The sequence below is a fragment of the Lichenihabitans psoromatis genome (assembly GCF_004323635.1).
Taxonomy (GTDB): domain Bacteria; phylum Pseudomonadota; class Alphaproteobacteria; order Rhizobiales; family Beijerinckiaceae; genus Lichenihabitans; species Lichenihabitans psoromatis.
In genome coordinates, this window is the sequence record NZ_CP036515.1 from 2,110,141 (window position 1) to 2,131,984 (window position 21,844).

Annotated in this window: 18 protein-coding genes; 9 read left to right on the forward strand and 9 right to left on the reverse strand. The window is 65.1% G+C overall.

Going from position 1 to position 21,844, the window contains the following annotated elements:
• Position 1 precedes the first annotated feature (1 nt).
• The gene (cmk, locus tag EY713_RS09805; RefSeq protein WP_131114625.1) at positions 2-634 is read left to right on the forward strand and encodes a (d)CMP kinase; all 633 of its coding nucleotides are present in this window, start codon (positions 2-4) and stop codon (positions 632-634) included.
• Positions 635-657: 23 nt separating this feature from the next.
• Here cmk and EY713_RS09810 read toward each other — a convergent pair whose 3' ends face one another.
• Both EY713_RS09810 and EY713_RS09815 read right to left on the reverse strand, forming a co-directional pair.
• A complete protein-coding gene (locus tag EY713_RS09810) occupies positions 658-1,557 on the reverse strand; it encodes a dihydrodipicolinate synthase family protein (protein WP_131114626.1) in 900 nt (299 codons plus the stop codon).
• A gap of 1 nt (position 1,558) precedes the next feature.
• Positions 1,559-2,797 (reverse strand): FAD-dependent monooxygenase, encoded by a 1,239-nt coding sequence (locus tag EY713_RS09815; RefSeq protein WP_131114627.1) that lies wholly within the window; start codon positions 2,795-2,797, stop codon positions 1,559-1,561.
• Positions 2,798-2,967: 170 nt separating this feature from the next.
• Here EY713_RS09815 and EY713_RS09820 point away from each other — a divergent pair, with 170 nt between their 5' ends.
• Positions 2,968-3,909, forward strand: coding sequence for a tyrosine recombinase XerC (locus EY713_RS09820; protein ID WP_131114628.1), 942 nt, complete (start codon positions 2,968-2,970; stop codon positions 3,907-3,909).
• A 117-nt stretch (positions 3,910-4,026) separates the two neighbouring features.
• Here EY713_RS09820 and EY713_RS09825 read toward each other — a convergent pair whose 3' ends face one another.
• The 3 genes from EY713_RS09825 to EY713_RS09830 form a co-directional block, all read right to left on the reverse strand.
• A complete protein-coding gene (locus EY713_RS09825) occupies positions 4,027-4,761 on the reverse strand; it encodes a L,D-transpeptidase (RefSeq protein ID WP_131114629.1) in 735 nt (244 codons plus the stop codon).
• A 202-nt stretch (positions 4,762-4,963) separates the two neighbouring features.
• Entirely contained in the window at positions 4,964-5,098 is a 135-nt protein-coding gene (locus EY713_RS23325) for a hypothetical protein (RefSeq protein WP_281015374.1), read from the reverse strand.
• 129 nt (positions 5,099-5,227) lie between these two features.
• On the reverse strand, positions 5,228-6,853 hold the full coding sequence (locus tag EY713_RS09830; protein WP_245572959.1) for a lipopolysaccharide biosynthesis protein: 1,626 nt from the start codon (positions 6,851-6,853) through the stop codon (positions 5,228-5,230).
• A gap of 72 nt (positions 6,854-6,925) precedes the next feature.
• On the opposite strand from EY713_RS09830, the gene EY713_RS09835 reads away from it, so the two are divergent.
• Complete coding sequence (locus tag EY713_RS09835; protein ID WP_131114630.1) at positions 6,926-9,196, forward strand: tetratricopeptide repeat protein; 2,271 nt, start codon at positions 6,926-6,928, stop codon at positions 9,194-9,196.
• A complete protein-coding gene (locus tag EY713_RS09840; protein WP_131114631.1) occupies positions 9,160-10,200 on the forward strand; it encodes an FkbM family methyltransferase in 1,041 nt (346 codons plus the stop codon). The genes EY713_RS09835 and EY713_RS09840 overlap by 37 nt, the downstream gene beginning before the upstream one ends.
• On the opposite strand, the gene EY713_RS09845 is transcribed toward EY713_RS09840, so the two are convergent.
• Together EY713_RS09845 and EY713_RS09850 are read right to left on the reverse strand one after the other, a co-directional pair.
• Positions 10,197-12,707, reverse strand: coding sequence for an HWE histidine kinase domain-containing protein (locus tag EY713_RS09845; RefSeq protein WP_245572995.1), 2,511 nt, complete (start codon positions 12,705-12,707; stop codon positions 10,197-10,199). The genes EY713_RS09840 and EY713_RS09845 overlap by 4 nt on opposite strands.
• Positions 12,708-12,927: 220 nt before the next feature.
• Positions 12,928-13,509 carry a biliverdin-producing heme oxygenase gene (locus tag EY713_RS09850; protein ID WP_131114633.1) on the reverse strand — a complete coding sequence of 194 codons (582 nt, stop codon included), beginning with the start codon at positions 13,507-13,509 and terminating at the stop codon, positions 12,928-12,930.
• 159 nt (positions 13,510-13,668) lie between these two features.
• Here EY713_RS09850 and EY713_RS09855 point away from each other — a divergent pair, with 159 nt between their 5' ends.
• The 3 genes from EY713_RS09855 (at position 13,669) to EY713_RS09865 (ending at position 18,156) form a co-directional block, all read left to right on the forward strand.
• A complete protein-coding gene (locus EY713_RS09855) occupies positions 13,669-14,772 on the forward strand; it encodes a calcium:cation antiporter (protein WP_131114634.1) in 1,104 nt (367 codons plus the stop codon).
• A 40-nt stretch (positions 14,773-14,812) separates the two neighbouring features.
• Entirely contained in the window at positions 14,813-16,102 is a 1,290-nt protein-coding gene (locus EY713_RS09860; RefSeq protein ID WP_131114635.1) for an MFS transporter, read from the forward strand.
• A 131-nt stretch (positions 16,103-16,233) separates the two neighbouring features.
• The gene (locus EY713_RS09865) at positions 16,234-18,156 is read left to right on the forward strand and encodes a potassium transporter Kup (protein WP_131114636.1); all 1,923 of its coding nucleotides are present in this window, start codon (positions 16,234-16,236) and stop codon (positions 18,154-18,156) included.
• 77 nt (positions 18,157-18,233) lie between these two features.
• Here EY713_RS09865 and EY713_RS22725 read toward each other — a convergent pair whose 3' ends face one another.
• A complete protein-coding gene (locus tag EY713_RS22725) occupies positions 18,234-18,629 on the reverse strand; it encodes a hypothetical protein (RefSeq protein WP_165491086.1) in 396 nt (131 codons plus the stop codon).
• Positions 18,630-18,817: 188 nt separating this feature from the next.
• Here EY713_RS22725 and EY713_RS09875 point away from each other — a divergent pair, with 188 nt between their 5' ends.
• Positions 18,818-19,498, forward strand: coding sequence for a response regulator (locus tag EY713_RS09875; protein ID WP_131114638.1), 681 nt, complete (start codon positions 18,818-18,820; stop codon positions 19,496-19,498).
• Positions 19,495-20,940, forward strand: coding sequence for a sensor histidine kinase (locus EY713_RS09880; protein ID WP_131114639.1), 1,446 nt, complete (start codon positions 19,495-19,497; stop codon positions 20,938-20,940). The genes EY713_RS09875 and EY713_RS09880 overlap by 4 nt, the downstream gene beginning before the upstream one ends.
• On the opposite strand, the gene EY713_RS09885 is transcribed toward EY713_RS09880, so the two are convergent.
• Positions 20,856-21,827, reverse strand: coding sequence for a hypothetical protein (locus tag EY713_RS09885; protein WP_131114640.1), 972 nt, complete (start codon positions 21,825-21,827; stop codon positions 20,856-20,858). The two genes, EY713_RS09880 and EY713_RS09885, sit on opposite strands and share 85 nt — an antisense overlap.
• Positions 21,828-21,844 lie beyond the last annotated feature (17 nt).

Genomic DNA, 21,844 nt, shown 5'->3' on the forward strand with positions numbered 1-21,844 from the left:
GGTGATTATCGCCATCGACGGTCCGGCCGCGTCTGGCAAAGGCACTCTGGCACGCAGGCTCGCGCGGCATTTCGGATTGCCGCATCTCGACACCGGCCTGCTTTATCGGGCGACGGCGCGCGCCTTGATGGAAGCGGATCGCCCGCTGGAGGACGAGATCGCGGCGGTGGCGGCGGCCCGCAGCCTAGGCTTGATCGATTTCGACGAGACTGTGCTGCGCGGGCGGGAGATGGGTGAAGCCGCCAGCGTGGTCGCGGCGATTCCCGATGTGCGCGCCACCTTGATCGAGACGCAGCGCGCCTTCGCGCGCCGGCCGGAGGGCGCGGTGCTCGATGGCCGCGACATCGGCACGGTCATCTGCCCCGACGCTGACGTCAAAATTTTCGTCACCGCCACGGCGCGGGTCCGGGCGCAACGGCGCGCGCTGGAACTCGCCGGGCGCGGCGAGCCGGTCGATTTCGAGGCCGTGCTGGCCGACATCATCCGCCGCGACGATCGGGATTCGTCGCGCGGCGTGGCTCCGTTGCGCGCGGCCAGCGACGCCGTCACGCTCGATACGTCGGTGCTCGATATCGACGCCGCGTTTCGGGCCGCCCTCGCGGTCGTCGAATCCCCAAAAGTCGCGCAGAGTTAGATAAGAGGGCGCGCGAGCGGCTGTCAGGTCCCCGTGGGGTCGATCATCCGCACAACGTCGAGGACGCGCCGTTGTCGTTCGTCGGATAGGGGCAGCACGGGGCGGGGCGGCAAGCTGGACGTGAGCCCAAGCCCGTTGGCGATCGCATAGGCGACCCGTAATCCACTATGCTCGACGCAGAGATCCCAAAGCGGCCGCAAAGCCGCGTCGATCCGTCGAGCCTCCGCCGCATCGCCGGCGCGAACGGCTTTGACGGCCGCGACGCAGGGCGATGGAAGGATTCCCGCGATCACGCTATACCAGGCGGCACCCCCGGCCAGCATCGTCTCGATGGCACGCGCGTCGACGCTGCTGCCGAGCGAAAAGCGCGCCGGTACGTGCTGCCTGAGATCGGCGAAATGCTCCGCCATTATGCCCAGCGGTGGTGCTGGATTCTTGACCGCGACGACGCGTGGTAGCGCGCTTAGCCGGCCCACCAGGGCGGCCGAAAAGGTGAAATGCGTCGTCGCGGGATTGTTATAGATGCAGATCGGTAGCGTGATCGATCGCGCGACCGTCGCGAAATGCGTGAAGACCTCGTCGTCGGTCAGCGGCGCGTAGGAAACCGGGGCCAGCAGCGCCGCCGCGGCGCCGGCCGCCTCGGCATCTTGCCCGAGCCGGATGGTCTCGTCGGTCCGCAACGCCCCGATGCCGACGATCACCGGCGTCCGGCCGGCGAGTTGATCGAGCGCAGCGTCGATCGCGCGCTTCCGCTCGTCGCGGGTGAGATAGACCGCCGTGCCGGTCGATCCGAGCAGTCCGATCGAATCGACATCCGCCGTCGCCAGTCGCTCGATCAACCCGCGCAGCGCCGCCGTATCGACGCGGCCTGAGGGGTCGGCCGGCGTGATCGGAAAGGCCGAGAGCCCTTTGAATGGAGCCATGTCAGGCGCCATGGCGAGGGCTCCGCGCCTGCGGCGGGGTTCCAGCGGCTTGTCCGATGAGCCGACGTTTCAGGCCGGGCGAGCGGTCGACCAAGCCGAGCCCGAAGTCGCGCAACAGTCGCAGCGGGGTGATGTCATTGGAGAACAGGCGGTTGATGATGTCGGTGGCGGCCGCCATGGCGGTCGCGTCAGCGCGCCTTGCACGCTGATAGGGTTCGAGCACGTCCGGAGCGCCGGGGTCGAGGCCGAGCCGCATGGCCTCAGCGATGCGGCTCGAGAGAGCGTCGACGTCGCGGAGACCGAGGTTCAGGCCTTGGCCCGCCAGCGGATGAATTGTGCGGGCCGCGTCTCCGATGAGAGCGAAGCGGGGCGCGATCAAAGTGCGGGCGAGGTTGACCCGCAGCGGATAGGCGCGCGGCTTGTCTTCCAGCCGCAAGTCGCCGTAGCCATGGCCGATCAAGTCACGCAACTCGCTCAGAAAGGCCGCATCGTCGAGGGTCAGCAGACGCGCAGCTTCCTCGGTTCGCTCCGTCCAGACCAGCGAAAACCGGCGGCGAGACCCATCGGGCGCACACATCGGCAGAATTGCGAGCGGTCCGCCTGGCAGGAAATGTTGTGTCGCCCGGCCGCCGTGATCTTCTTCGTGCGCGATGGTGGCCACCACCGAAGCTTGATCATAGTCCCATCCGGTCGTTTTGATGCCGGCTTTGTCGCGTAGACGCGAGCCACGCCCATCGGCCGCGATCAGCAGGCGCGCCACCAATGAGGGCTCAGCGCTTCCCAGATCAATTCGGACGCTGTTCCGATCGGCCGTGAAGTCGACCACTCCCTGCGGCATCAAAGCGATGCCGGCCTTCCCGCAGGCGTGACGGAGCGCCGCGCGCAAGTCGTCCAGCAGCACCATATGGGCGAAGGGCTCGCCGGGAGCGGCGTCGCCGGTAAAATCGAGAAAGACAGGCGGCGGCACCGCACCCGGTCGGGCGTCGGTCAGCACCATCTCGGTCATCGGTTGGGCCTTCTCGGCCACTGCCGCCCAAACGCCGAGCCGCTCGAGCAGGCGGCGCGAGTCGGCCGCAATCGAAACGGCGCGGAGCGTGTGCGCTGGGTCGGCCTCGAGCCCCGCATCGCAGACCGCGACCCGCGCGCGGGTGCCCTGGCGAGCCGCCAAGGCCATGCTCAACCCGGCAACGCCAGACCCTGCCACCACGATATCGAACCGGCCGGGCTTTGGCGCGAGCATGCTACATCTCCATCGACGTTGATCGTGCGTCGGGCGGACATTCGGCATCGCTCGGGGCCGGGTCAAGCCTGCCGTTCGACGCGCCGGACCGGGAGTGACCGAGAAGGCCGTTGTTAAGGCGGCGTCGCCAGAATGTGTCGCAGTTTTACGTCCCATGGAGCGCCCGCCGCATGAGCCTCGTCTTCCCCGGAGCCGCCCCGGATCTCGTCGCCGAAGCCGAGGCCTGGATCGTCGCGCTCGAGACCGAGCGGCGGCTGTCACCCAAGACCTCTGAAGCCTATCGTCGCGATCTGCGGCAGTGCCTGTCATTCCTCTGCGAGCATTTTGGGGAAAGCGTCACCCTCCAGCGGTTCGAGGCTCTGACGCCGCCGGATCTCCGCGCCTTCATGGCGGCCCGCCGACGGGAGGGCATCGAAGGCCGCTCGCTGATGCGCGCGCTGGCGGCCTTACGGTCCTTTGCGCGTCATCTTGAACGCGCCGGGGTCGGCAAGGCGGCGGTGTTCGCGGCGGCGCGCAGCCCGAAGCTCAGCCGCCGGTTGCCCAAACCGATCCCCGTGGCAGAGGCACGCCAGATGGCGACGGCCGACGCCCTAGCCGAAGAGGGGCGGCCCCCCTGGGTGGCGGCGCGGGATGCCGCCGTGCTGGCTCTCCTCTATGGGTCGGGTCTCCGCATTTCCGAGGCGCTGGGTCTTCGTCGCGATCAGGCTCCGCTCGGCAAGGGGCATGTCGTTGTCCTCGGCAAGGGCAACAAGACCCGGATGACGCCGGTGCTGCCGGTGGTGGCCGAAGCGATCGAGCTCTATTTGTCGCTCTGTCCGCTGCCTCTTCCGCCGTCTGGCCCGCTTTTCGTGGGGACGCGGGGCGGCCCGCTTTCGGCGCGCGTGGTGCAACTCACGGTCGAGCGGTTGCGCGGCACGCTTGGGCTGCCGGCCAGCGCGACGCCGCATGCGCTGCGCCATTCCTTTGCGACCCACCTGCTCAGCCGTGGCGGCGATCTTCGCAGCATCCAGGAGCTGCTCGGCCATGCGTCTCTCTCGACGACGCAGATCTATACTGCGGTCGATAGCGCACGCCTCATGCAAGCGTATCGCGACGCCCATCCACGCGCCTGACCCTTCAGCGGCAGGGTCCAGACACGCAAAAGCCGCCTCGGTTGGGTCGAGACGGCTTTCGCTTTCACCCTTGCGGGTGGGTCCGGTATTAAAAGAATGCCTGCGACCCGGAAAAGTTCACATGACGAAAACTTTTGTGCCGACCCGGACGCGGCTGAACAGGTCGGTCACGTCGTCGTTGGTCAGGCGGATGCAACCGGACGAGACATTGGTGCCGATCGTGTCGGGTTCGTTGGTGCCGTGGATGCGATAGAGCGTCGAGCCTAGATACATGGCGCGGGCGCCGAGCGGGTTGGCAATGCCGCCGTCCATATGGGACGGCAGGTCCGGGCGACGCTTGATCATCTCGACCGGCGGTGTCCAATCCGGCCATTCGGCCTTGCGCGTGATGGTCTTTTCGCCGTGCCAAAGAAAGCCGGGTCGACCGACACCGATGCCGTAACGAAGCGCCCGGCCGGGCGCTTCGACGAGGTAGAGAAACTTGTTCGATGTGTCGATCACGATCGAGCCGGCCGCCTGCTGCCCGTCGAAAGAGACCTCCTGCTTCACGAAGGCGGGATCGACCGCTTTGTGAGGCATCTCGTAGCCGGCTGGTCCCGACGAAAAGGCCGGCGGCTCGGCTTCCCCGGTCGCGGCGCTGGCCATGTAACGCGGGGCGCGGGGCAGCGCGCGAGCAGGCGGTTGGGGGGAGCGGCCCGTCATCATGAATTCGATGAGGCCGCCACCATAACCGGACGACTGCGCTTGCGGCGCGACCTCCGGGGCTTGTCGATCGGAGCCTGCGATCGCCGGGCTCAGCGCGCTCGAAAGCCACAGAACCGCGATCGCGGACACCAGCTTGGAATGAAACATGTCGGGTGGTCCGATACACTGATCCGGACGGCAGGACGCCACCGTCCCATCAGCCTGGCCTCGATGTTTAAATCGATTGGCATCGTCACGACCCCGTCGCGGGAAACTTGAGCGACGTGGTTACGAGATCTTTCAAAGTGTCGACGAAACCGAAGCTTTCGTTAGCCTTGACGGTATCTTAACGCGATCGCTGGCGGGCAGATCACAAACCGTCGACCAACTGCCACCCGAGGCAGGGCTGGACGCCACAGTTGCGCGTGGCGCGTGCATTGTCGGACGCGATCACGGCGAGAAAAACGCTTCCGATCAGCACGACGAGGCGTTTGCGAAGGCTCATACGAAAGGGTCTCGGCGAATCGGTCGATCCGTTCGTCCCGAGGTTTATCGCCCGACACTGGAGAGCGACAGCGCCAGCGGGTCGGTTGTCGCCGCTGTCCACAGGCAAGCCGAGCGCGCCCGCAGCAGCTTATGCCGGTCTACGCCAGCGCGACAGGCGGGGCCTGACGCGCGCCATCACGGCCTCGCGGAGGCCGAAGAGATTAAACGCCATAGCGAGACCCGCATAGACGACGGCTCCAGCGACGACCTGGACCATGAGAGCCAAAACCCCCGGCTCCATGCCGCGCGACGGACCGACCACGGCCACCATGAGGGCGGTCGCCAGCGTCGCCAAGCCGAGGTCGCGGGGAGGGGGCCAAACTGGCGCCAGTCTCGTGGCAAAGAGCAGCAGCGCCACGAGCCCGACCAGCAAAGCGCCCGATTGGGCGATCGCATAGGTCGACGCATCCGATGAGGCGGGCAGCACCAGCAGAAGGAAGCCGTTGGCGAGGCTCGCGATCAGCGCGACGGCGATCAGCGACCGAGTCTGCTTGCGAATTTGAAACATCGGGTTCACGGCCCAATGGATCATCGCGTAGCAGAACAGCCCGGGCAGCAGCAGCGTGAAATAATGCGCGAAGGGACCGCGAAATTCCTCCGGCACGACGAGACGCTCGAAGCTCGGCATCACGATCCAGCATCCGGCACAGGCGGGTGCCAAGATCGCAAAGACAACGCCCATATTGCGCGCGATCGCTTCGCTGGCTCGTTCCGCGCCATGATGTTCGTCGAGCCGGACCGCCATCTGAAACAAGAGGACGTCCATGGTCGAGCCGATCGCGGCGGCGATGCGGAAGCCGATATCGTAGGCGAGCGAGAATTGGCCCGAGACCGCGAAGCCGTGCTGGCTGGCCGCCATGGCCCGATCGGTCAGAGGGATGATCTGGTAGAGCATATTGGCGAGCACGATCGGGGCCGCATAGCCGAGCACGCTGGTAACGAACCGCCGGGTCGCCAGTCGAGGCCGGGCGTCGACGTCGTTGAGCGCGCTACGGCTGAGCAGCAGCGATCCGATCATGCTGGCGCAAAGCCCGACAATGGCCATTTCGGCGGATCCGAACAGGATCGCGGCCCCAACTGTCAGCGACACCGACAGGAGGTTCTTGCCAATGATGAGCCGCGCGTAGGTGCGATCGTGAAAGCGCGCCCGAACCAGGGCCGTATGATAATCGAAGAGGCCGTTGGCGATCGACGCCGCGATCGCGAGGCCGATCAGCGCGTGCGACAGGCCGACGTCGACCCCTGACACCAGCACCCCGATGCCGACGACGCAGACGACCGCAATCAGGGTCGCAAAACTGGCGTCGAGGGTGGCGCGCACATGCGGTTCGGTGCGGCGGGTCCGCTCCGAATAGAACCGGATCGCGGCGAGGCGGAGCCAGTCGAACCCCAGCGTCTGAATCGCCATGCCGACCGCCAGCGTCAGCGCGAGGCGGCCATATTCGGCCGGGCCGAGAAATTTCGCCAGCAACAACCCGGTGATGAAATTCAGCAGTGTGTTGCAGAGGAACGGAACGATCACGCGCAAGGGACGGTGACCCTGGGCCGGGGGCCAGAAGGATGGCCCGACCAAGGCTTGCCTCGCCCGGGTTGCACGACGGAGGCGCGCCGACGCAATCGATTTGTCGTTCGGATGATCATCGAAGCCCCATGGCGTGATCCTAGTCGAAACGAGGTCGGTTGCCACGTCGTTTGGCGCGGAGGAAGCCGACATGGTAGAGCGCCCTCGGCGATCGATGCGCGGCGGTGCTGTCGTTCGGCGACATGGTAACTTCTGGACAAATTCATGTGGTTCACGCGTAAACCGGTTCCAGTCGAGAAGCCCGTCAGCGGCTATCTTGGTGTCGAGGCTCTGTTGAAGGAGGCCGACCGGCTCCGCGACGAGGGGGATGCTCCGGCGGCGGCCGCTGTCTACCGCAAGGCGCTCGCGCTGGCGCCCGACCGCGTGGACGTGAAGGTTCAGCTCGGCAACATGCTGAAGGATTCGGGGCTGCTCCGGGATGCCGAAGCGGTGTATCGCGAAGCGGAGGCGGCCGACCCGACCGATGCCGACGTCTGCATCCAGCTTGGTCACGTGTTGAAACTGATGGGTCAGCGTCCGGAGGCTCTGCGTCTCTATCGTCGCGCCGCCTCCCTCAATCCCAATTCCTGGGCCGCTGCCGAAGAGCTTGCCGAGGCGGGCTCCTCCTGGCAGCAGCAGCAACGGTTCGAGGTGCATTTCCGCGCCGGCGGCGCCGAGGCCGTCATGGCGGTCAGCCGGCAACTGGCAGACATGCGGCAGACTCTCGATCGTCTGGCCGCGACGCTGCCCGACGTGTTGGCGCAGACGGCCTATCCGGTCGATCTCTACGGCATTTTTCGCGACGCCTTTCAGATCCCACCGCCGCCTGTGGGCGCGGCCCTTCGCGTCGCGGTGCTCCTGCTCGCCGACCGTGAACCGATCGACGGACTCTATGCTCAAATCGCTGCGATCCGCGATCAGACCGCCGATTCGTGGAGCTTGACGGTCTTGGGTCGCGATCCGGAACGGCGCCGCATCGTCGAGAGCGCCGCATCGGGCGACACGCGGATCACCTGGACCGAGATCGAGGCCGATCGCATGCCGTGGGTCGCGGAGTGGGACGCGGCGCGATCGCATGAGGCCGGATGGCTGTTGCTTCTGGCGCAGGGCGCGGTTCTGTCGCGTTATGCCCTGGCTTGGTTCGCGGCCGCGAGCCGGCTCGGTGCCGCGACGGCCTTCGTCAGCGATCAGGACGAGAGCCGGACGGATGGCTTTGCCCTGACGCGGTCGCGGCCGATCTTCCGGCAGGTGGTCGATCATGACACGTTGCTCGATCTCAACACCTTTGGGGAAACGATCGCGGTCGAAGCCTCGACCTATCGGCGTGCGGTGCCGGATGCTCCCGAGGGCTCAGTCACGCGCGCCCGGAGCGCGCTTTTGCTTGAGCTGTCGGCCGACAGGACGGTCGGGCACGTGCCGTTCCCGCTGGTGTCGATGCGCGACACGCCGCGCTTGTCCATGCCGGAGCATCGGCTCGCGATCGCGGCGCATCTGAAACGTCGCGGTCTCGATGAGCGTGTCGCCATCGCCAAGGGCGAGACCGGTCATACCACCTGGCGTCCCGCCCGCGCCAATACGCCGATCGTCGTCATCCTCCCGACGGCCGGGGACGCCCATGCGCTTCAAGCCTGCATCCGGAGCTTGCGCGAGATGGCGGACGTGCCAGATGCTGTGCGCTTCGTCGTGGTCGAGAACGTCGATGTCGGAGACGAGCATCGGGCGATCCTCGAGGATCTCGCAGCCAAGCGCTATCTCACACTCTTGAGTCGGGAGGGCGCCCCGAACTGGTCCGCCTGCTGCAATCGCGCCGTGCAGGCGGGCGACGCGCCGCTCCTGCTATTTGCTCACGAAACGTTGCAGATGACGACCGATGGGTGGGATCGTCGCCTTCGCGGGACGCTCGAACGGGACGACGTCGGGGTGCTCGGCGCACGGTTGCTCTATGGCGACGATACCGTGCAGCATGCCGGCATTCTGTTCGGATGGCGGGACGGAACCGTCAATGATGGGTTGTATGAAGCGGCCGATGCACCCGGACCGGCCCACCGCTGGCACGTCAATCGGGCGACCGGCGCCGTCACGGGGCAATTCCTGGCGACCCGCCGCGATCTCTTCGCCGCGCTCGGCGGCTTCGACGCCGCCGCCTTGCCGGCCCACGGGTCCGATGTCGAATATTGCCTGAAGGTCCGTGAAGCCGGGCTGATCGTAGCCTGGACCCCATCGATCACGCTGCGCAATCATCAAGCCAAGACGGAGGATTTTCGCCTCCATGCGGAACGGATGCCGCCCGGTGAGATCGCCGCCAAGGCCGTGCTGGACGCTCGGTGGGGCGCCGCGATGCGGGCCGACCCGAGCCTGCATCCCGTGTGGTATCCGGCAACCCTGCCGTTTCGCCTTCTTGCGGCGCCCTCGACCTCGCATGTGCTCGACCATATCGGGCGAACGGCTGGAACGGAGCCGTGGCGCGTGCGGCGGGCGAGTGCCGGTTCCGCCTGACATTAGCCCAGCTTGCCACGATCGTCAGCTCGGTGCCAGAACGCGAACCCCTGAACCAGAAGGTCAAACGCTTGGTTAGTCTCAATCGGCCCATTCCGCGCGGCGCTTACGAAGTCCTAGCCCCGATTGAAATCGCGGGCGGCGATCGCTTCGCGCTCGAGCATGTGTGTCGGGCGCAAGTTCAGCCCGTCTATCTCGGAGACCATACCGCGGTCTGTCGCATCCTCGGACGCTACAAGTTCTTCGTAGACACGCGCGACCATGGGTTTGGAGTGAACCTGCTGCTCGACGGGTTCTGGGAGATGTGGCTCACCATGGTGATGACCCGTATCCTGAAACCCGGCATGACGGTCGTCGATATCGGTGCCAACTTTGGCTATTACGCCGTCCTGTTCGGCGACATGATCGGCCCCTCCGGCCGCCTCATCGCGGTCGAGCCCAACCCGGCGGCGCGGACGCTGTTGGAACGGTCACTCGGATTGAACGGGCTTCTGGCGCGCACCACCGTCGTGGCGGCTGCCGCATCGTCCACCGATGTCGGGAGCGCCTTGTTCTACGTGCCCACGAACGAACCGAAGAACGCGCTGGTTCTCGCCGACCGCAGCCACGCCAATCTCGAGCTCGGGACGTTGAGCGAGGTGCCGCTCTGGTGTCTCGATAAGGCCGTCGATTCGAAGCAGCGGATCGATCTGATCAAGATCGATGCCGAGGGCGCCGAAGAGGCGATCTTGGAGGGCATGCGACTGACGTTGCAGCGTCATAAGCCCATTCTGGTGCTCGAATATAACCCGCTGCGTTACACCGATCCGGGCGCGCTGCTCGATCTGCTGATCTCGATCTACGGCTTCTTTCACGCCATTACGTTCGAGGGAACGTTGCAGCCGATCAGCAAGTCCGAGGTGATGGCCGACCATGGCGGCGAGGACTGGCTGTTGTATTTCAGCGTCGATCCCAAGCCTGCTATGCAGGGACAGAGCGAGATCAAGCTCCGGAGCCTGCGCTAAGGAGAAGCGGCCAGATCGAGTGTCGTGAAAGCCGAGCCAAGGGCGTGAAGCAAAGTTTTGGCATCATAGGGTTTTGCGACGACCGTCACGTTTCGGAACCGCGCCGGAATCATGGTGCTTTCGCCGTAGCCGGTCGCGAATACGAAGGGGACGCCCCCGGCGAGCAGGGCGTCGGCCACCGGAAAGCTTGTTTCGCCCGAAAGATTGACGTCGAGCACCGCGGCATCGAAGGCGCCGACCTTCAAGGTCCGCAAGGCGTCGGCCACATTGCCGGCGATTTCCACCCCGAGCCCCGCATCCGACATCATGCCCTGAGCGTCGAGCGCGATCATCATGCTATCCTCGACCAGCATCAGTCGTTTGCCCATGAGATCCGTCCGCGTGAGCGGGGTGGCGATCTCGCGCCGTTCGGGTTCGGCCTCGAGGTCGCAAGGCACCAATTGGCTTGCCGGAACGCGGAAGCGACCGACGACGCCCTCCGGCCGGTATTCGACGGAGCTGTCTCCCTGCAATTCGAACGGGATCGTCTGCTCGACGATGATGGTGCCAAACCCGCGCCGCTTGGGCGTCGTCACGATGGGGCCGCCAGCCTCGGCCCATTCGAGCATCAAATCCCCCTCGGGCAGGAGCGACCAGGTCACGACGAGTTTTCCGGTCGGCGTACTGAGCGCACCATATTTCGCCGCGTTGGTCATCATCTCGTGCAGCACCAACGCCAACGTCTGGTAGGCGCGCGACCCGAGCGTGACAACGGGACCCTGCATCTGCACGCGCTCGCCGGCCTCACCGGCCCAGGCCTGCACCTCGGCTTGCAACAAGCGAAGCAGCGGCGCACCGCGCCAACCGACTTGCGTCAATTGATCATGGGCAAATGCCAGCGCCCGTATACGTTGCTCGAGATTTTCGGTGAAGTCCTCGACCGATCCACTCTCCTGCCGGCTTTGCCGCACCAGCGACCGCACCAAAGCCAGCACGTTTTTGACCCGGTGGTTGAGCTCGGCGATGAGCAGCGATTGGCTTTCCTGGGCCGCCTTGCGCTCGGTGTTGAGCAGGTCCGCGCGGCGCAGGATGACGTCCAGCAGCGACACCCGAAGGCTTCGCGCGATTTGAATTTCGCTCGGGCGCCAGGGGAGTGCCTCTCCGCGAACCGTCTCGCGCCAGGCTTCGAAGCTCTTGCGCGGGCTGATCCGTGTGCCGTCCGTCGTGATTGTGACCGGCTTGTTGGGGTTGCCGCCCCACGTGACCGTTTGGATCAGTTCGCGCCGAAAGAACATGAGATAATCGCGCGTGCCGCGCCAGAACGGCACCGCCATCATCCCGCTGACGCGGTCCGTGAACGACTGCGCCAAGGGCATGAGCAGGCCGAGCGAACAGGTGACGGTCGGCTCGTGCGGGCCCTGCTGATCGAGCAATGCGATCAGGGCCGGCATGCCGCTCATGGGCGGGACGTGACCGACGCCTGTGAATCGGCCTTCTGACCAGACCCCGACACCGTCGCATTCGATGAGGGCTTGGAGCGTGCTCTCGAAGCTCGGCAGGTTATCGAACAGGGTTTCCTCGACCGGCATGGTGGCGATCAAACGGTCGAGCGCATCGCGTGCCTTTGCGGCGTTGGCGAGTTCCTCGTCGCGCTGTTTTGCCTCGATCTGCAACGAGAAGATCTGCCCGAACAATTCGCAGGCCGCGCATGTCGTTGCCGCGAGACGGCGCGGCGCTTCGTGATGGCAGGCGATTAGTCCCCAAAGCTTGTCGCCGGCCATGATCGAGACCGTGAGGGTCGCGGCCGACCCCATATTGCGGAGATATTCGAGGTGGATGGGTGAGACGCTGCGCAGCGACGCCAGACTGAGGTCGATCGGTGCCGCGTCGCTGCCCGGAAGGCCGATGAGCGGCACCGGCGTGTAGCCGACGTCGACGATCATCCGCAGCCATTGCCGTTTATACAGTGCGCGCGCCTGAGCCGGGATGTCGCTCGCCGGATATCGCAGACCGACCAGCGGTCTTATGCCGGGACGCAACGCCTCCGCCACGACCTCACCGCTGTCATCGGGCAGAAAGCGGTAGATCATGACATGATCGTAGCCGGTGACGGCGCGCAATTGTCCGGCGGCCGTCTGCAGAATTCGAGCGAGGGTGGGGGCTCGCTTGATGCGGCCGACCATGCTCTTGACCAAAACGATCGGGTCGGTGGTGCTGGTGTCGGCGCCCGCATGGTCGGTCACTTCGATGATCGCAACGTCGCCGGTCGAATGAACCGTAAGATCGACGCGTTTGCCGCCTGTCACCGCGATCACATCGGTCAGCCGCTCCGCCGTTCCGGACACCATCGAGCCCTGCAGCGTATTGCGAAGATCGTGGACGGTGGTGCCGTCGAGGATTTTGTCGAGGTCTTGTCCCAGGATGGCGGCATCGGGCGCGAGGTCGAGGACGGTGGCAGCATTCAGAGAGGCTTGGACAACCGTCCAGTCCGACATTCTGCAGACCAGGAGGCAGCCGTGAGGCTGCACTGCACCAGAAAGGTGGATCGGCTCCCTCGCGCAATCGTCTAGGTTAAGGCCAGGCGAAAGGGCATCATGCAATTGAGCGCTCAAATACCGGTCCAATATTACGCTGCGCCACGCTTACATGCGGACGTCAAGTCAAGCCTTATCCTTTATAAGTCCATTGGGGAATTTTCGTTCAATCATCGACAAGTGCCTGCTCATGCGATGACAAGGCACCTTAACATCACCCAGCGACCATTTTGGCGCTTTGCGTAAAGAGACGGAACCCTGCAATGCCGGTCTCCTGCAGGTGAGCCTGCTGGTCCGGCTGACCGCGATTTTGGCGCAGAATGTCGAGAAAGATCGTCCATTGCTTGGCTTGAAACGGTTGTCCAAGAAACATCGTTGCGTCGGCCAAGACCGCATCGCCAGTGAGCATGCGTCGGAGCAGGACACGCGCGCCATGGCGCGAACCCTCGAGCACATAAGCGATCGCGAGCGGGTCATAGGCCCCAACCGGTAAGTGGCACGCAGGGATGCGCTCCAGCGGCACACCGAGCCTCTCGAGATCGGCCAGCACGAAGCTGCCGCGTCGCCGGACGCCCCAATCGGCGATGAACCGATCGATTCCGTTTTGCTGGACCGCATCCTCGAGCGGCAGCAACGCCCCAGCTTGTGCCAGCAGGAACGCCACATAGCCCTCCCGATGGCGCAGATCGAACTGCTCGAAGGCGCGTTCGGTGGAGGCATGCCACGGTGCCGTCGCGTCCCTCAGACCAAGGTGGGGGTTGATCGCGCTGCGTTCGGTCGAGACGTCGTTATCCATTGGGGTCCATTGGATAGGGCGTTCCTCGTCAAAACGGAAGGCCATGCGACGCGGCTGGAGTTTGACGCCGCGCGACGGCAGAAGAGCCTTGACGGACGCGCTACTAACCGGAAGGCAGGACCAGGGCTCGCGACAAGCGATCGGCAGAGGCGTCGTTGAATGAAGACAGCAGTGGTGGTCCGGCTCGCGATCGCTTGGATCACGGTCGGGGTCGCGTTCGTGTTTGGCGATGCGATCTATGCCGCGTCCGCCTCGCTGATCGGTTCCTGTATGGTCTTCGCGGCTCTGCTCGCGATCATCATGTGGTCGGCCTTCGGGGTCGTCGAGGAGGCCGATCATCTCGCCGACCGATTGGGTGAGCCCTACGGCACGCTGTTGCTGACGCTCTCGATCGTCTTGATCGAGGTGGCGCTCATCGGAGCGGTAATGCTTGGCTCGGCCGACCCGACGCTCGGCCGCGACACGATGTTCGCGGTGCTTATGATCGTGCTCAACGGCGTGGTCGGCCTCGGGCTGCTGGTGGGCGGGTGGCGATATGGCGCGCAGGTCTATAATCTCGAAGGCGCAAGCGCTTATCTGGCCGTCATCATGCCGCTGACCGTCATCGCGCTGGTCCTGCCAAACTTTACCGTGTCGACGTCGGCCGGGACCCTCAGCACCGAACAGGCCATCTCACTGATGGTCTTCACGGTGCTGCTCTACGGCACATTCCTGGCGCTGCAGACCGGGCGACATCAAGACTTCTTCACCATGCCCGAAAGCGTGTCGCACGGCGACCTCGAACCCGCGCCGTCCGACCACGCGGGCGGCGGCTCCATCCTGCCGCGCATGGTGTTGCTGATCCTGTCGCTGCTCCCGGTCGTGCTGCTGGCCAAACGGCTCGCCAAGGTTCTCGACCGGACGATCGAGACGCTGCATGCCCCGACGGCTCTCGGCGGCGTCATCATCGCCATAATCGTGTTCACGCCCGAAGGTCTCGCGGCGCTGCGCGCGGTGTCGCTCAATCGCCTGCAACGCACCATCAATCTCTGCCTGGGCGCGGCGGCCTCGACCATCGGACTGACGGTCCCGGCCGTACTGGTGCTCGGCTTGCTGACGGGCCAGAATATCGTGCTCGGCCTCTCGCCGTCCAACATGGTGCTTTTGGCCCTGACGCTGATCTTGTCGACGCTGACGTTTTCGGGCCCGCGGACGACGGCGCTGAACGGCGCCATGCATCTCGTCGTGTTCTTCGTCTACATCACGCTCATCTTCAGCCCATGATGCGGCGGCATCTCGGACGCGTGGCGGGGAGACCGCAAGAATGACGAGGCGGGATCGTGATCCAGGCACGGTCGATTTGTCCACACGGGCGCCGACTGTCGTCGAAGCGGCAGAGGCCGCGATCGTCGACGTCGATCGGTTTATCGCGCGAGGCACGCGGGAGTTTCGTCTAACCAACGTGGCGCTGTTCGCGTCTGGGTTCACCACCTTCGCGCTGATCTATTGCGTGCAGCCGATCATGCCGGTGTTCTCGCAGGAGTTCGGGATCGGCGCGGCCGCCGCGAGCCTGTCTCTCTCGATCACGACGCAGTGCCTCGCCGTGTCGATGCTGATCGCGAGTTCCCTCTCCGAGGTCTTCGGGCGCAAGCCCGTGATGGTGGCATCCCTCTGCGCCTCGTCGCTGCTCGTCTTGGCCTCTGCTTTCGCGCCGAACTGGCAGGTGTTTCTGGTGCTGCGCGCCCTCGCCGGTATCGCGTTCAGCGGCTTGCCCGCGACCGCCATGGCTTATGTCGGCGAAGAAATGGAGACCCGCTCCCTCGGCCTGGCGATGGGCCTCTATATCGGCGGGACCGGCCTCGGTGCGCTTGGCGGCCGTCTGATCGTCGGCATCCTGACCGATGTGGTGAGTTGGCGGGCCGGGATGCTCACGATCGGCCTGTTGGCCTTGGGATCGAGCCTGATCTTCACGGCCTATCTGCCGCAATCCCGGCATTTCGTCGCACGGCCGTTCAATATCGCGGCGCTGGGGCGGTCCTTCGCGGCCCATCTGCGAGATCCGATCCAGCTTCTCCTCTATCTCGAGGGATTTCTGCTGCTCGGCATCTTCGTGGCGCTGTATAATTACATCGGTTATCGTTTGATGGCGCCCCCTTATGGGTTCAGCCAGACGACGGTCGGGCTCATCTTCCTGCTGTCGCTGGTCGGCATCGTGAGTTCGGCCTGGGTCGGGGATCTGGCGGGGCGACTCGGGAGAGGGCGTGTCTTCTGGGTCTTCGTGGCGATCATGCTTGGCGGAATGGGGCTGACGCTGTTCGATCATCTCGCCGCGATCCTGGTTGGGCTGGCGATCGTCACCTTCGCGTTCTACGCGGCCCATTCGGTCGCGTCCTCCTGGGTTGGCGTCAGGGCCAAGCATGCCAAGGCGCAAGCCTCCTCGCTCTATCTGTTCAGCTATTACAGCGGATCGAGCGTCATCGGCTCGCTCGGCGGCCTCGCCTGGCAGCACGACGGTTGGCTCGGGGTCGTGCTGTTGGGCAGCATCGTCCTGATGATCGCTTTGGCGGCCGCTCTCGTCCTGGCACGGTCCGATCCGCCGCGCGTCAGCGGCTGAAATGCGAGCCGCCTGTGTGCTGCGGCGTTGCGACGGCCTGCCATGAGACCCGACCCCTTCTCGCCAAGGCATAAAAAATCTATAAACAAGCCGTTCCGTGCGGCATCCGCACGCTGGTGAGTAAAGAATCGATGCCCCAGGATACGGTGCAGGATCTGCCCGTCGCGGAAGCGGCGAGGCCGGTGGTCCACGACCATGGCCACCCGGTCGGCGGTTTCCCCATGATCTTGGGGTCGATCGGCGTCGTCTATGGCGACATCGGCACGAGTCCGCTTTACGCCCTGAAGACGGCGTTGGCGCATGCCTCGACGACCGGCGCGACCGTGGAGGAAGTGGTCGGCATCGTGTCGCTTCTGATCTACGCCCTGTTCTTCACCGTCACGGTGAAATATGTGCTGTTTCTCATGCGGGCCGACAACAAAGGCGAGGGTGGCACGCTGTCGTTGATGGCACTTGCCCAGAAGGCGCTCGGCCATCGTGCCCAGACGGTGTTCCTGCTTGGGGTCGCGGGCGCCGCGCTATTCTCGGGCGACGCGATCATCACCCCGGCGATTTCGGTGCTGTCGGCGGTCGAGGGACTCGGTATCGCGGAGCAAGGGCTGATCCCCTACGTGATCCCGATCACGGTCGTGATTCTCATCTCGCTGTTCACGGTCCAGAGTTTCGGAACCGCCAAGGTGGCGGCTTTCTTTGGTCCGATCATGGTGGTGTTCTTTTCGGTCATCGGCGCCATGGGACTGGTGCACATCTTCGACGCCCCGATCATTCTCACGGCCTTCAATCCCCTGAACGGTCTGGCGTTTCTGTTCGGCAATGGCGCTACGGGCTTCGTCACGCTCGGTCTGGTGTTCCTTGCCGTCACCGGTGCCGAAGCCCTTTATGCCGATATGGGCCACTTCGGCCGGATGCCGATTCAGCTCGCCTGGTTATTCTTCGTGCTGCCGGCGCTGCTGCTGAACTACCTCGGGCAGGGCGCCCTCGTTCTGCGCTATCCCGAGACCATCACGCAGCCGTTCTTTCTCATGGTGCCGAATTGGGCGTTGATCCCGCTCGTGATCCTGTCGACGGTCGCGACCGTGATCGCCAGCCAGGCCGTCATCACCGGAGCTTATTCGCTGATCCGGCAGGCCATCCAGCTTGGCCTGCTGCCCCGCATGGAGATCCAGCACACGTCGGAGACGACCGAAGGGCAGATCTACGTTCCGCGCGCCAACCGGTTGATGCTGATCGGCGTGCTGGTTCTGGTGTTCCTGTTCAAGAGCTCGGACAATCTCGCCAATGCCTACGGCATCGCGGTGACCGGCACGATGGTGGTCACCACTTCTCTGTCGTTCTTCGTGGTGTGGAAGCTGTGGCGCTGGCCGCTTTATTGGGCGGTCCCGTTCGTGGCGTTTTTCTTGGTGATCGATCTCGCCTTCCTGTTCGCCAACATGGTCAAGGTGCTGGATGGCGGCTGGGTGCCGCTGCTGATGGCGGCCTGCTCGATGTTGCTGATGTGGACCTGGGTGCGGGGCACCGCCTTCCTGTCGGAAAAGACGCATCGCGACTCCATCTCGACGCGCGACCTCATCCGCATGCTGCAAAAGAGCAAGCCGATCCGCGTTCCCGGCACCGCCATCTTCCTGACGAGCGATCCTGAGGTGGCGCCGTCGGCGCTGATGCACAACCTCAAGCACAACAAGGTCATCCACGAGCGGGTCATCATCCTGTCGGTCAAGACGGCCGATCAGCCGCGCGTCGCGCAAGCGAACCGCTATCAGCTCGAGAAGCTGTCGGACGATTTCACCAAGATCATTCTGAATTACGGCTATATGGAACATCCACGGATGCCGAGCGCCCTCGCCAGCCTGAAGAAGGCCGGTCTCCGCTTCGACATCATGACGACGTCCTATTTCCTCGGGCGACGCTCGCTGAAGGCCTCGCCAAATTCCGGCATGCCGGTGTGGCAGGACAGGCTCTATATCGCGCTGTCGAAACAAGCCGCCACCGCGCCGGACTTCTTCTCGATCCCGTCCGACCGCGTGGTCGAACTCGGCGCCCAAGTCACCATTTAAGGCAGGACCGACGTCACTATCTCGGACGCGGTCCGAGGGCCCTCCCGCGCGAACGCGGGAGGGGTAATCGTTGCGGCTTAGTTTTGCGCCGGGGCCGCCGGAGCAACCGGGGCCGGAGCTGCCGGGATCGCCGACAGCTTGTCGATCAACTGCGACGCGATATCGCCGCAGGCCTTCACCGGTTCATCGTCGGCGCACTTCACATCCACGACGGTGTCGCCGCGCTGGAGGTGGAAGTGTGCGGCCTTCGAGGGCGGCGGCGGGGGCGGGGGCGGGAAGCCGAAGCCGCCAGGGCCTCGCATGCCAGGACCACCGGGTCCACCGGGTCCACGCAGACCGGGGCCGCCGGGCGGCGGCGGGGGCGGCGGTGCGCCAACGCCGGGTTGATTGTTTTCGCCGGGCGGCACCTGCGCCAAAACGGCCGGGGTCAAGAGAGCCAAGCAGGCTCCCGCGAGCAGCAAACGCTTGATCATCGTTCATCCTCATGGTTGCGAAGCGACGCTTCGTCCGGTCGGGCCTGGACAGGCCGGTCTCGACCGATGACGTGTTTCTAATCCGTGGGCCTGGAACCCGGGCTGAACCAAGCGGTTCAGCTTCGGTTCAACCGATCAGCATAGTGTTTCCACAACACCCACCCGGCACGTCGCCGCAAGAGAGACCGATGCGTATTCTGCTGGTCGAGGATGACGAGACGTTGGCGCATGGAATCGCAGACGTGCTTCGACGTGAAAAATTCGCAGTCGATGTCGCACGGAATGGCGAGGATGGCCTCCATCTCGGCGAAACGGAAGCCTTCGATGCGGCGGTGCTCGACCTTGGCCTGCCGAAGATCGAGGGGACCGCCGTGCTGCGTGAATGGCGCCGCAAGGGCCGCACGATGCCGGTGTTGATCCTCACGGCTCGGGATGGATGGTCCGACAAGGTCGAAGGCTTCAAGGCCGGCGCCGATGATTTTCTGACCAAGCCGTTTCGGATCGAAGAGGTTGTGATGCGGCTCCGGGCCTTGATCCGCCGCTCGCGCGGGCATGCCGAAACCCGCATCCAATGCGGACCGCTGGTGTTCGACTCGCAACTTGGCGTCTTCGAACTCGACGGGTTGCCGCTTCGCTTGACGGCGCTCGAATGGCGCATTTTGGCCGGGCTGACGCTCCGAAAAGAGCATGTGGTTGAACGGCGCGATATCGTCGAGCGTGCCTATGAAGGCGATGCCGAGGTCGATTCGAACTCGCTCGAGGTCATCGTGGCGCGCCTGCGCCGAAAGATCGGCCATGGCATGATCGAGACGGTCCGGGGGCGCGGCTACCGCCTAACGGCCGACGGCCATGATCAGAGCGGCGCATGATACCAACCTCTCTCGCCGGGCGCCTCGTCGGCGGGGCCGCGATCTTTATCATGCTGGCTTTGCTGATCGCCGGCGGGGTGATCGGCGCGGTGCTGGAGCATTTCGTCCGTGGTCAGATCGATCAGCGGCTCGACGGACAATTGCATGCGGTTGCGGATGCGCTGGTCGCGCCAGGCGGGCGGCTGGATCTCACGCGAAACGTCGATGCGCCCCCCTTCGATCTTCCCGGCTCGGGTTGGGCATGGCAGGTCGGGCACGACGGCATCCCCGTGTTGCGCTCGCGCTCCCTCGGGCCAGCGTCGCTCGGGCAACCCGCCGGTCCGGTGCCGGCGCTCGGGCTGCCGCCGCCGTTCGCACCCCTTGATCCCCAGGGGCGGGAGCTAGCACGCGACAGGCCAAAGCCCGCGCCGCCGCTGTCGCAGGAAATGGCTGCCCCGGATTGGGGGCGAGCCATGCCGGACGGGGGTGGTCCGTGGACCGACACGCTTCTGACGCGCTCGGTCCAAACCACGATCGACGCTGTGCCGGTCGTCATCACCGCAACGGCGCCGCAGCGCGCATTGCGCGGTCCGCTGCGGGACGCGCTTTTGACGGTTGGGGCATCGCTGCTGGTTTTGGCGGCGGCGTTTCTGGCCGCCGTCCTGCTGCAGGTTCGGGTCGGGCTGCGTCCCCTCACGGCGCTCCGGTCCAGATTGGCGGAGGTTCGACACGGTCGGACGGATCGGATCGCAGGATCTTACCCGCAGGAGTTGCAACCGCTGGTCGATGAACTCAACGCGCTTCTCGAGCAGAATGCCGAAAGTCTGGTGCGGGCGCGGCGCCATGTCAGCAATCTCGCGCACGGCCTCAAGACGCCGCTCGCCAGCCTCGCGGTCGCCTTGGATGGCCCGGGCCACGATCCGCAGGGACGGTACCATGCGCTGCTCGACCTGATGGATCGACAGATCCGTCATCATCTGCGACGCGCGCGGGCCGCAGCGCTCGGCAGCCCGGCCCGGTCGCAGGTCGCGCTGGCGCCGCGTGTGGCGGATCTCGCAACTGCCCTCGTCAAGATCTACGCCGATAAGGCTCTGCGATTCGACAATCATGTGCCGCCCGGCATCGCGGTCGCGTGCGATCAGCAGGATGTCGATGAGATGCTTGGCAATCTGCTCGACAATGCGTGCAAATGGGCCAGGGGCGTCGTCACCATCACGGCTGTCGAAGCGGGGCGTCTGGTGGCGCTGTCGATCGCCGACGACGGCCCGGGCCTCGCGCCGGATCGGTTGCCCGATGTGCTTCGGCCGGGGCGGCGGCTCGACGAAAGCACGCCCGGCTATGGTTTCGGCTTGCCGATCACCCGCGAGCTTGCCGAACTTTACGGTGGCGCGCTGTCACTCGGCTCATCCTCCAGCGGTGGATTATCGGCCGTGTTGACGCTCCCGGCGGCCGCGGCGCTCTGACGGCCGAGGATCCAACCCTCCCATTGGCGCAGATCCGCCGAGAGGTCCGGGGAGGGCGGTCGCTCGCCCTCGACCACTGCAATCATCGCGAGCAGACCGACCACCGCATCGAAGCCGTTGTCGATGCCATGCTTGGCCGCAAAGCCTTTCTGGATGGCTTTGTCGAGATGCGGTGAAAGGCGCAGGTTGTGGCTCGTCGCCCAGTGGAGCAGGGCGGGCGCCAGCGTCCGCCGATCTTCCCGGTTGGTCTTGGACTTTCCAGCCATCGACAGGCCGATCTGGCCGTAGGCATCGCCGGGATAGCTTTCGGCTAAGACCAGCCCGCCTCTGGCCGCAAGATCATCGAGGTCGCCATCGAACGGCCAGAGCGAGGCACCCCTTTGTCTCGCCGGGGCGATCACATCCCGCCAGCCACAGATCGTCGCCTTGCCGACGGCCGCTGCGCCAAGCGTCCAGAACAGAGGGGAGGCCGTCCTCATGCCGGGACCGCCGAGCTCGCATTGACGGTAGGTCTGCTTCTTGGTGAGGCCGAGCCCGTGCAGCAATTGAGCGTGGCTCTGGGTGCCGCTCGGGCCGGATTTCGCCGGATAGAACGGCCGCATTGGGGTGATGTCGGCAGGGGTTTCGGCCACGTCGTAGAACGTTGCCCAATCCCCGGTTCCGAACAGACGGAGCGCCTCGGAAAAGTCGGCACAGCCGGTCTTGTGCCCAAAGGCCAGCGGCAGGCCGATGGGAAAATCGAAGCCGGCCAACACCCCGCCATCCGCCGAGGCGGTCAAGAGGTCGCTCACATAATGGTCGAGGTCCGGCACGCGGGTCGGCCCGGAGAGCAGCCAGCTGCCGTTCTCCCAGACGGCGCTGGCAAACCAGCGCCCATGCGGATGCATGCTCCAATCCGCATGGA

What these genes read in the sequence shown, in the direction of transcription:
- EY713_RS09850 (WP_131114633.1), bottom strand. Translation starts at nt 13,509, where the DNA reads ATGGATAACGACGTCTCGACCGAACGCAGCGCGATCAACCCCCACCTT.
- EY713_RS22725 (WP_165491086.1), bottom strand. Translation starts at nt 18,629, where the DNA reads ATGATCAAGCGTTTGCTGCTCGCGGGAGCCTGCTTGGCTCTCTTGACC.
- EY713_RS09820 (WP_131114628.1), top strand. Translation starts at nt 2,968, where the DNA reads ATGAGCCTCGTCTTCCCCGGAGCCGCCCCGGATCTCGTCGCCGAAGCC.
- EY713_RS09825 (WP_131114629.1), bottom strand. Translation starts at nt 4,761, where the DNA reads ATGTTTCATTCCAAGCTGGTGTCCGCGATCGCGGTTCTGTGGCTTTCG.
- EY713_RS09885 (WP_131114640.1), bottom strand. Translation starts at nt 21,827, where the DNA reads ATGCATCCGCATGGGCGCTGGTTTGCCAGCGCCGTCTGGGAGAACGGC.
- EY713_RS09810 (WP_131114626.1), bottom strand. Translation starts at nt 1,557, where the DNA reads ATGGCTCCATTCAAAGGGCTCTCGGCCTTTCCGATCACGCCGGCCGAC.
- EY713_RS09835 (WP_131114630.1), top strand. Translation starts at nt 6,926, where the DNA reads ATGTGGTTCACGCGTAAACCGGTTCCAGTCGAGAAGCCCGTCAGCGGC.
- EY713_RS09865 (WP_131114636.1), top strand. Translation starts at nt 16,234, where the DNA reads ATGCCCCAGGATACGGTGCAGGATCTGCCCGTCGCGGAAGCGGCGAGG.
- EY713_RS09830 (WP_245572959.1), bottom strand. Translation starts at nt 6,853, where the DNA reads ATGTCGGCTTCCTCCGCGCCAAACGACGTGGCAACCGACCTCGTTTCG.
- EY713_RS09875 (WP_131114638.1), top strand. Translation starts at nt 18,818, where the DNA reads ATGCGTATTCTGCTGGTCGAGGATGACGAGACGTTGGCGCATGGAATC.
- EY713_RS09855 (WP_131114634.1), top strand. Translation starts at nt 13,669, where the DNA reads ATGAAGACAGCAGTGGTGGTCCGGCTCGCGATCGCTTGGATCACGGTC.
- EY713_RS23325 (WP_281015374.1), bottom strand. Translation starts at nt 5,098, where the DNA reads ATGAGCCTTCGCAAACGCCTCGTCGTGCTGATCGGAAGCGTTTTTCTC.
- EY713_RS09815 (WP_131114627.1), bottom strand. Translation starts at nt 2,797, where the DNA reads ATGCTCGCGCCAAAGCCCGGCCGGTTCGATATCGTGGTGGCAGGGTCT.
- EY713_RS09860 (WP_131114635.1), top strand. Translation starts at nt 14,813, where the DNA reads ATGACGAGGCGGGATCGTGATCCAGGCACGGTCGATTTGTCCACACGG.
- EY713_RS09880 (WP_131114639.1), top strand. Translation starts at nt 19,495, where the DNA reads ATGATACCAACCTCTCTCGCCGGGCGCCTCGTCGGCGGGGCCGCGATC.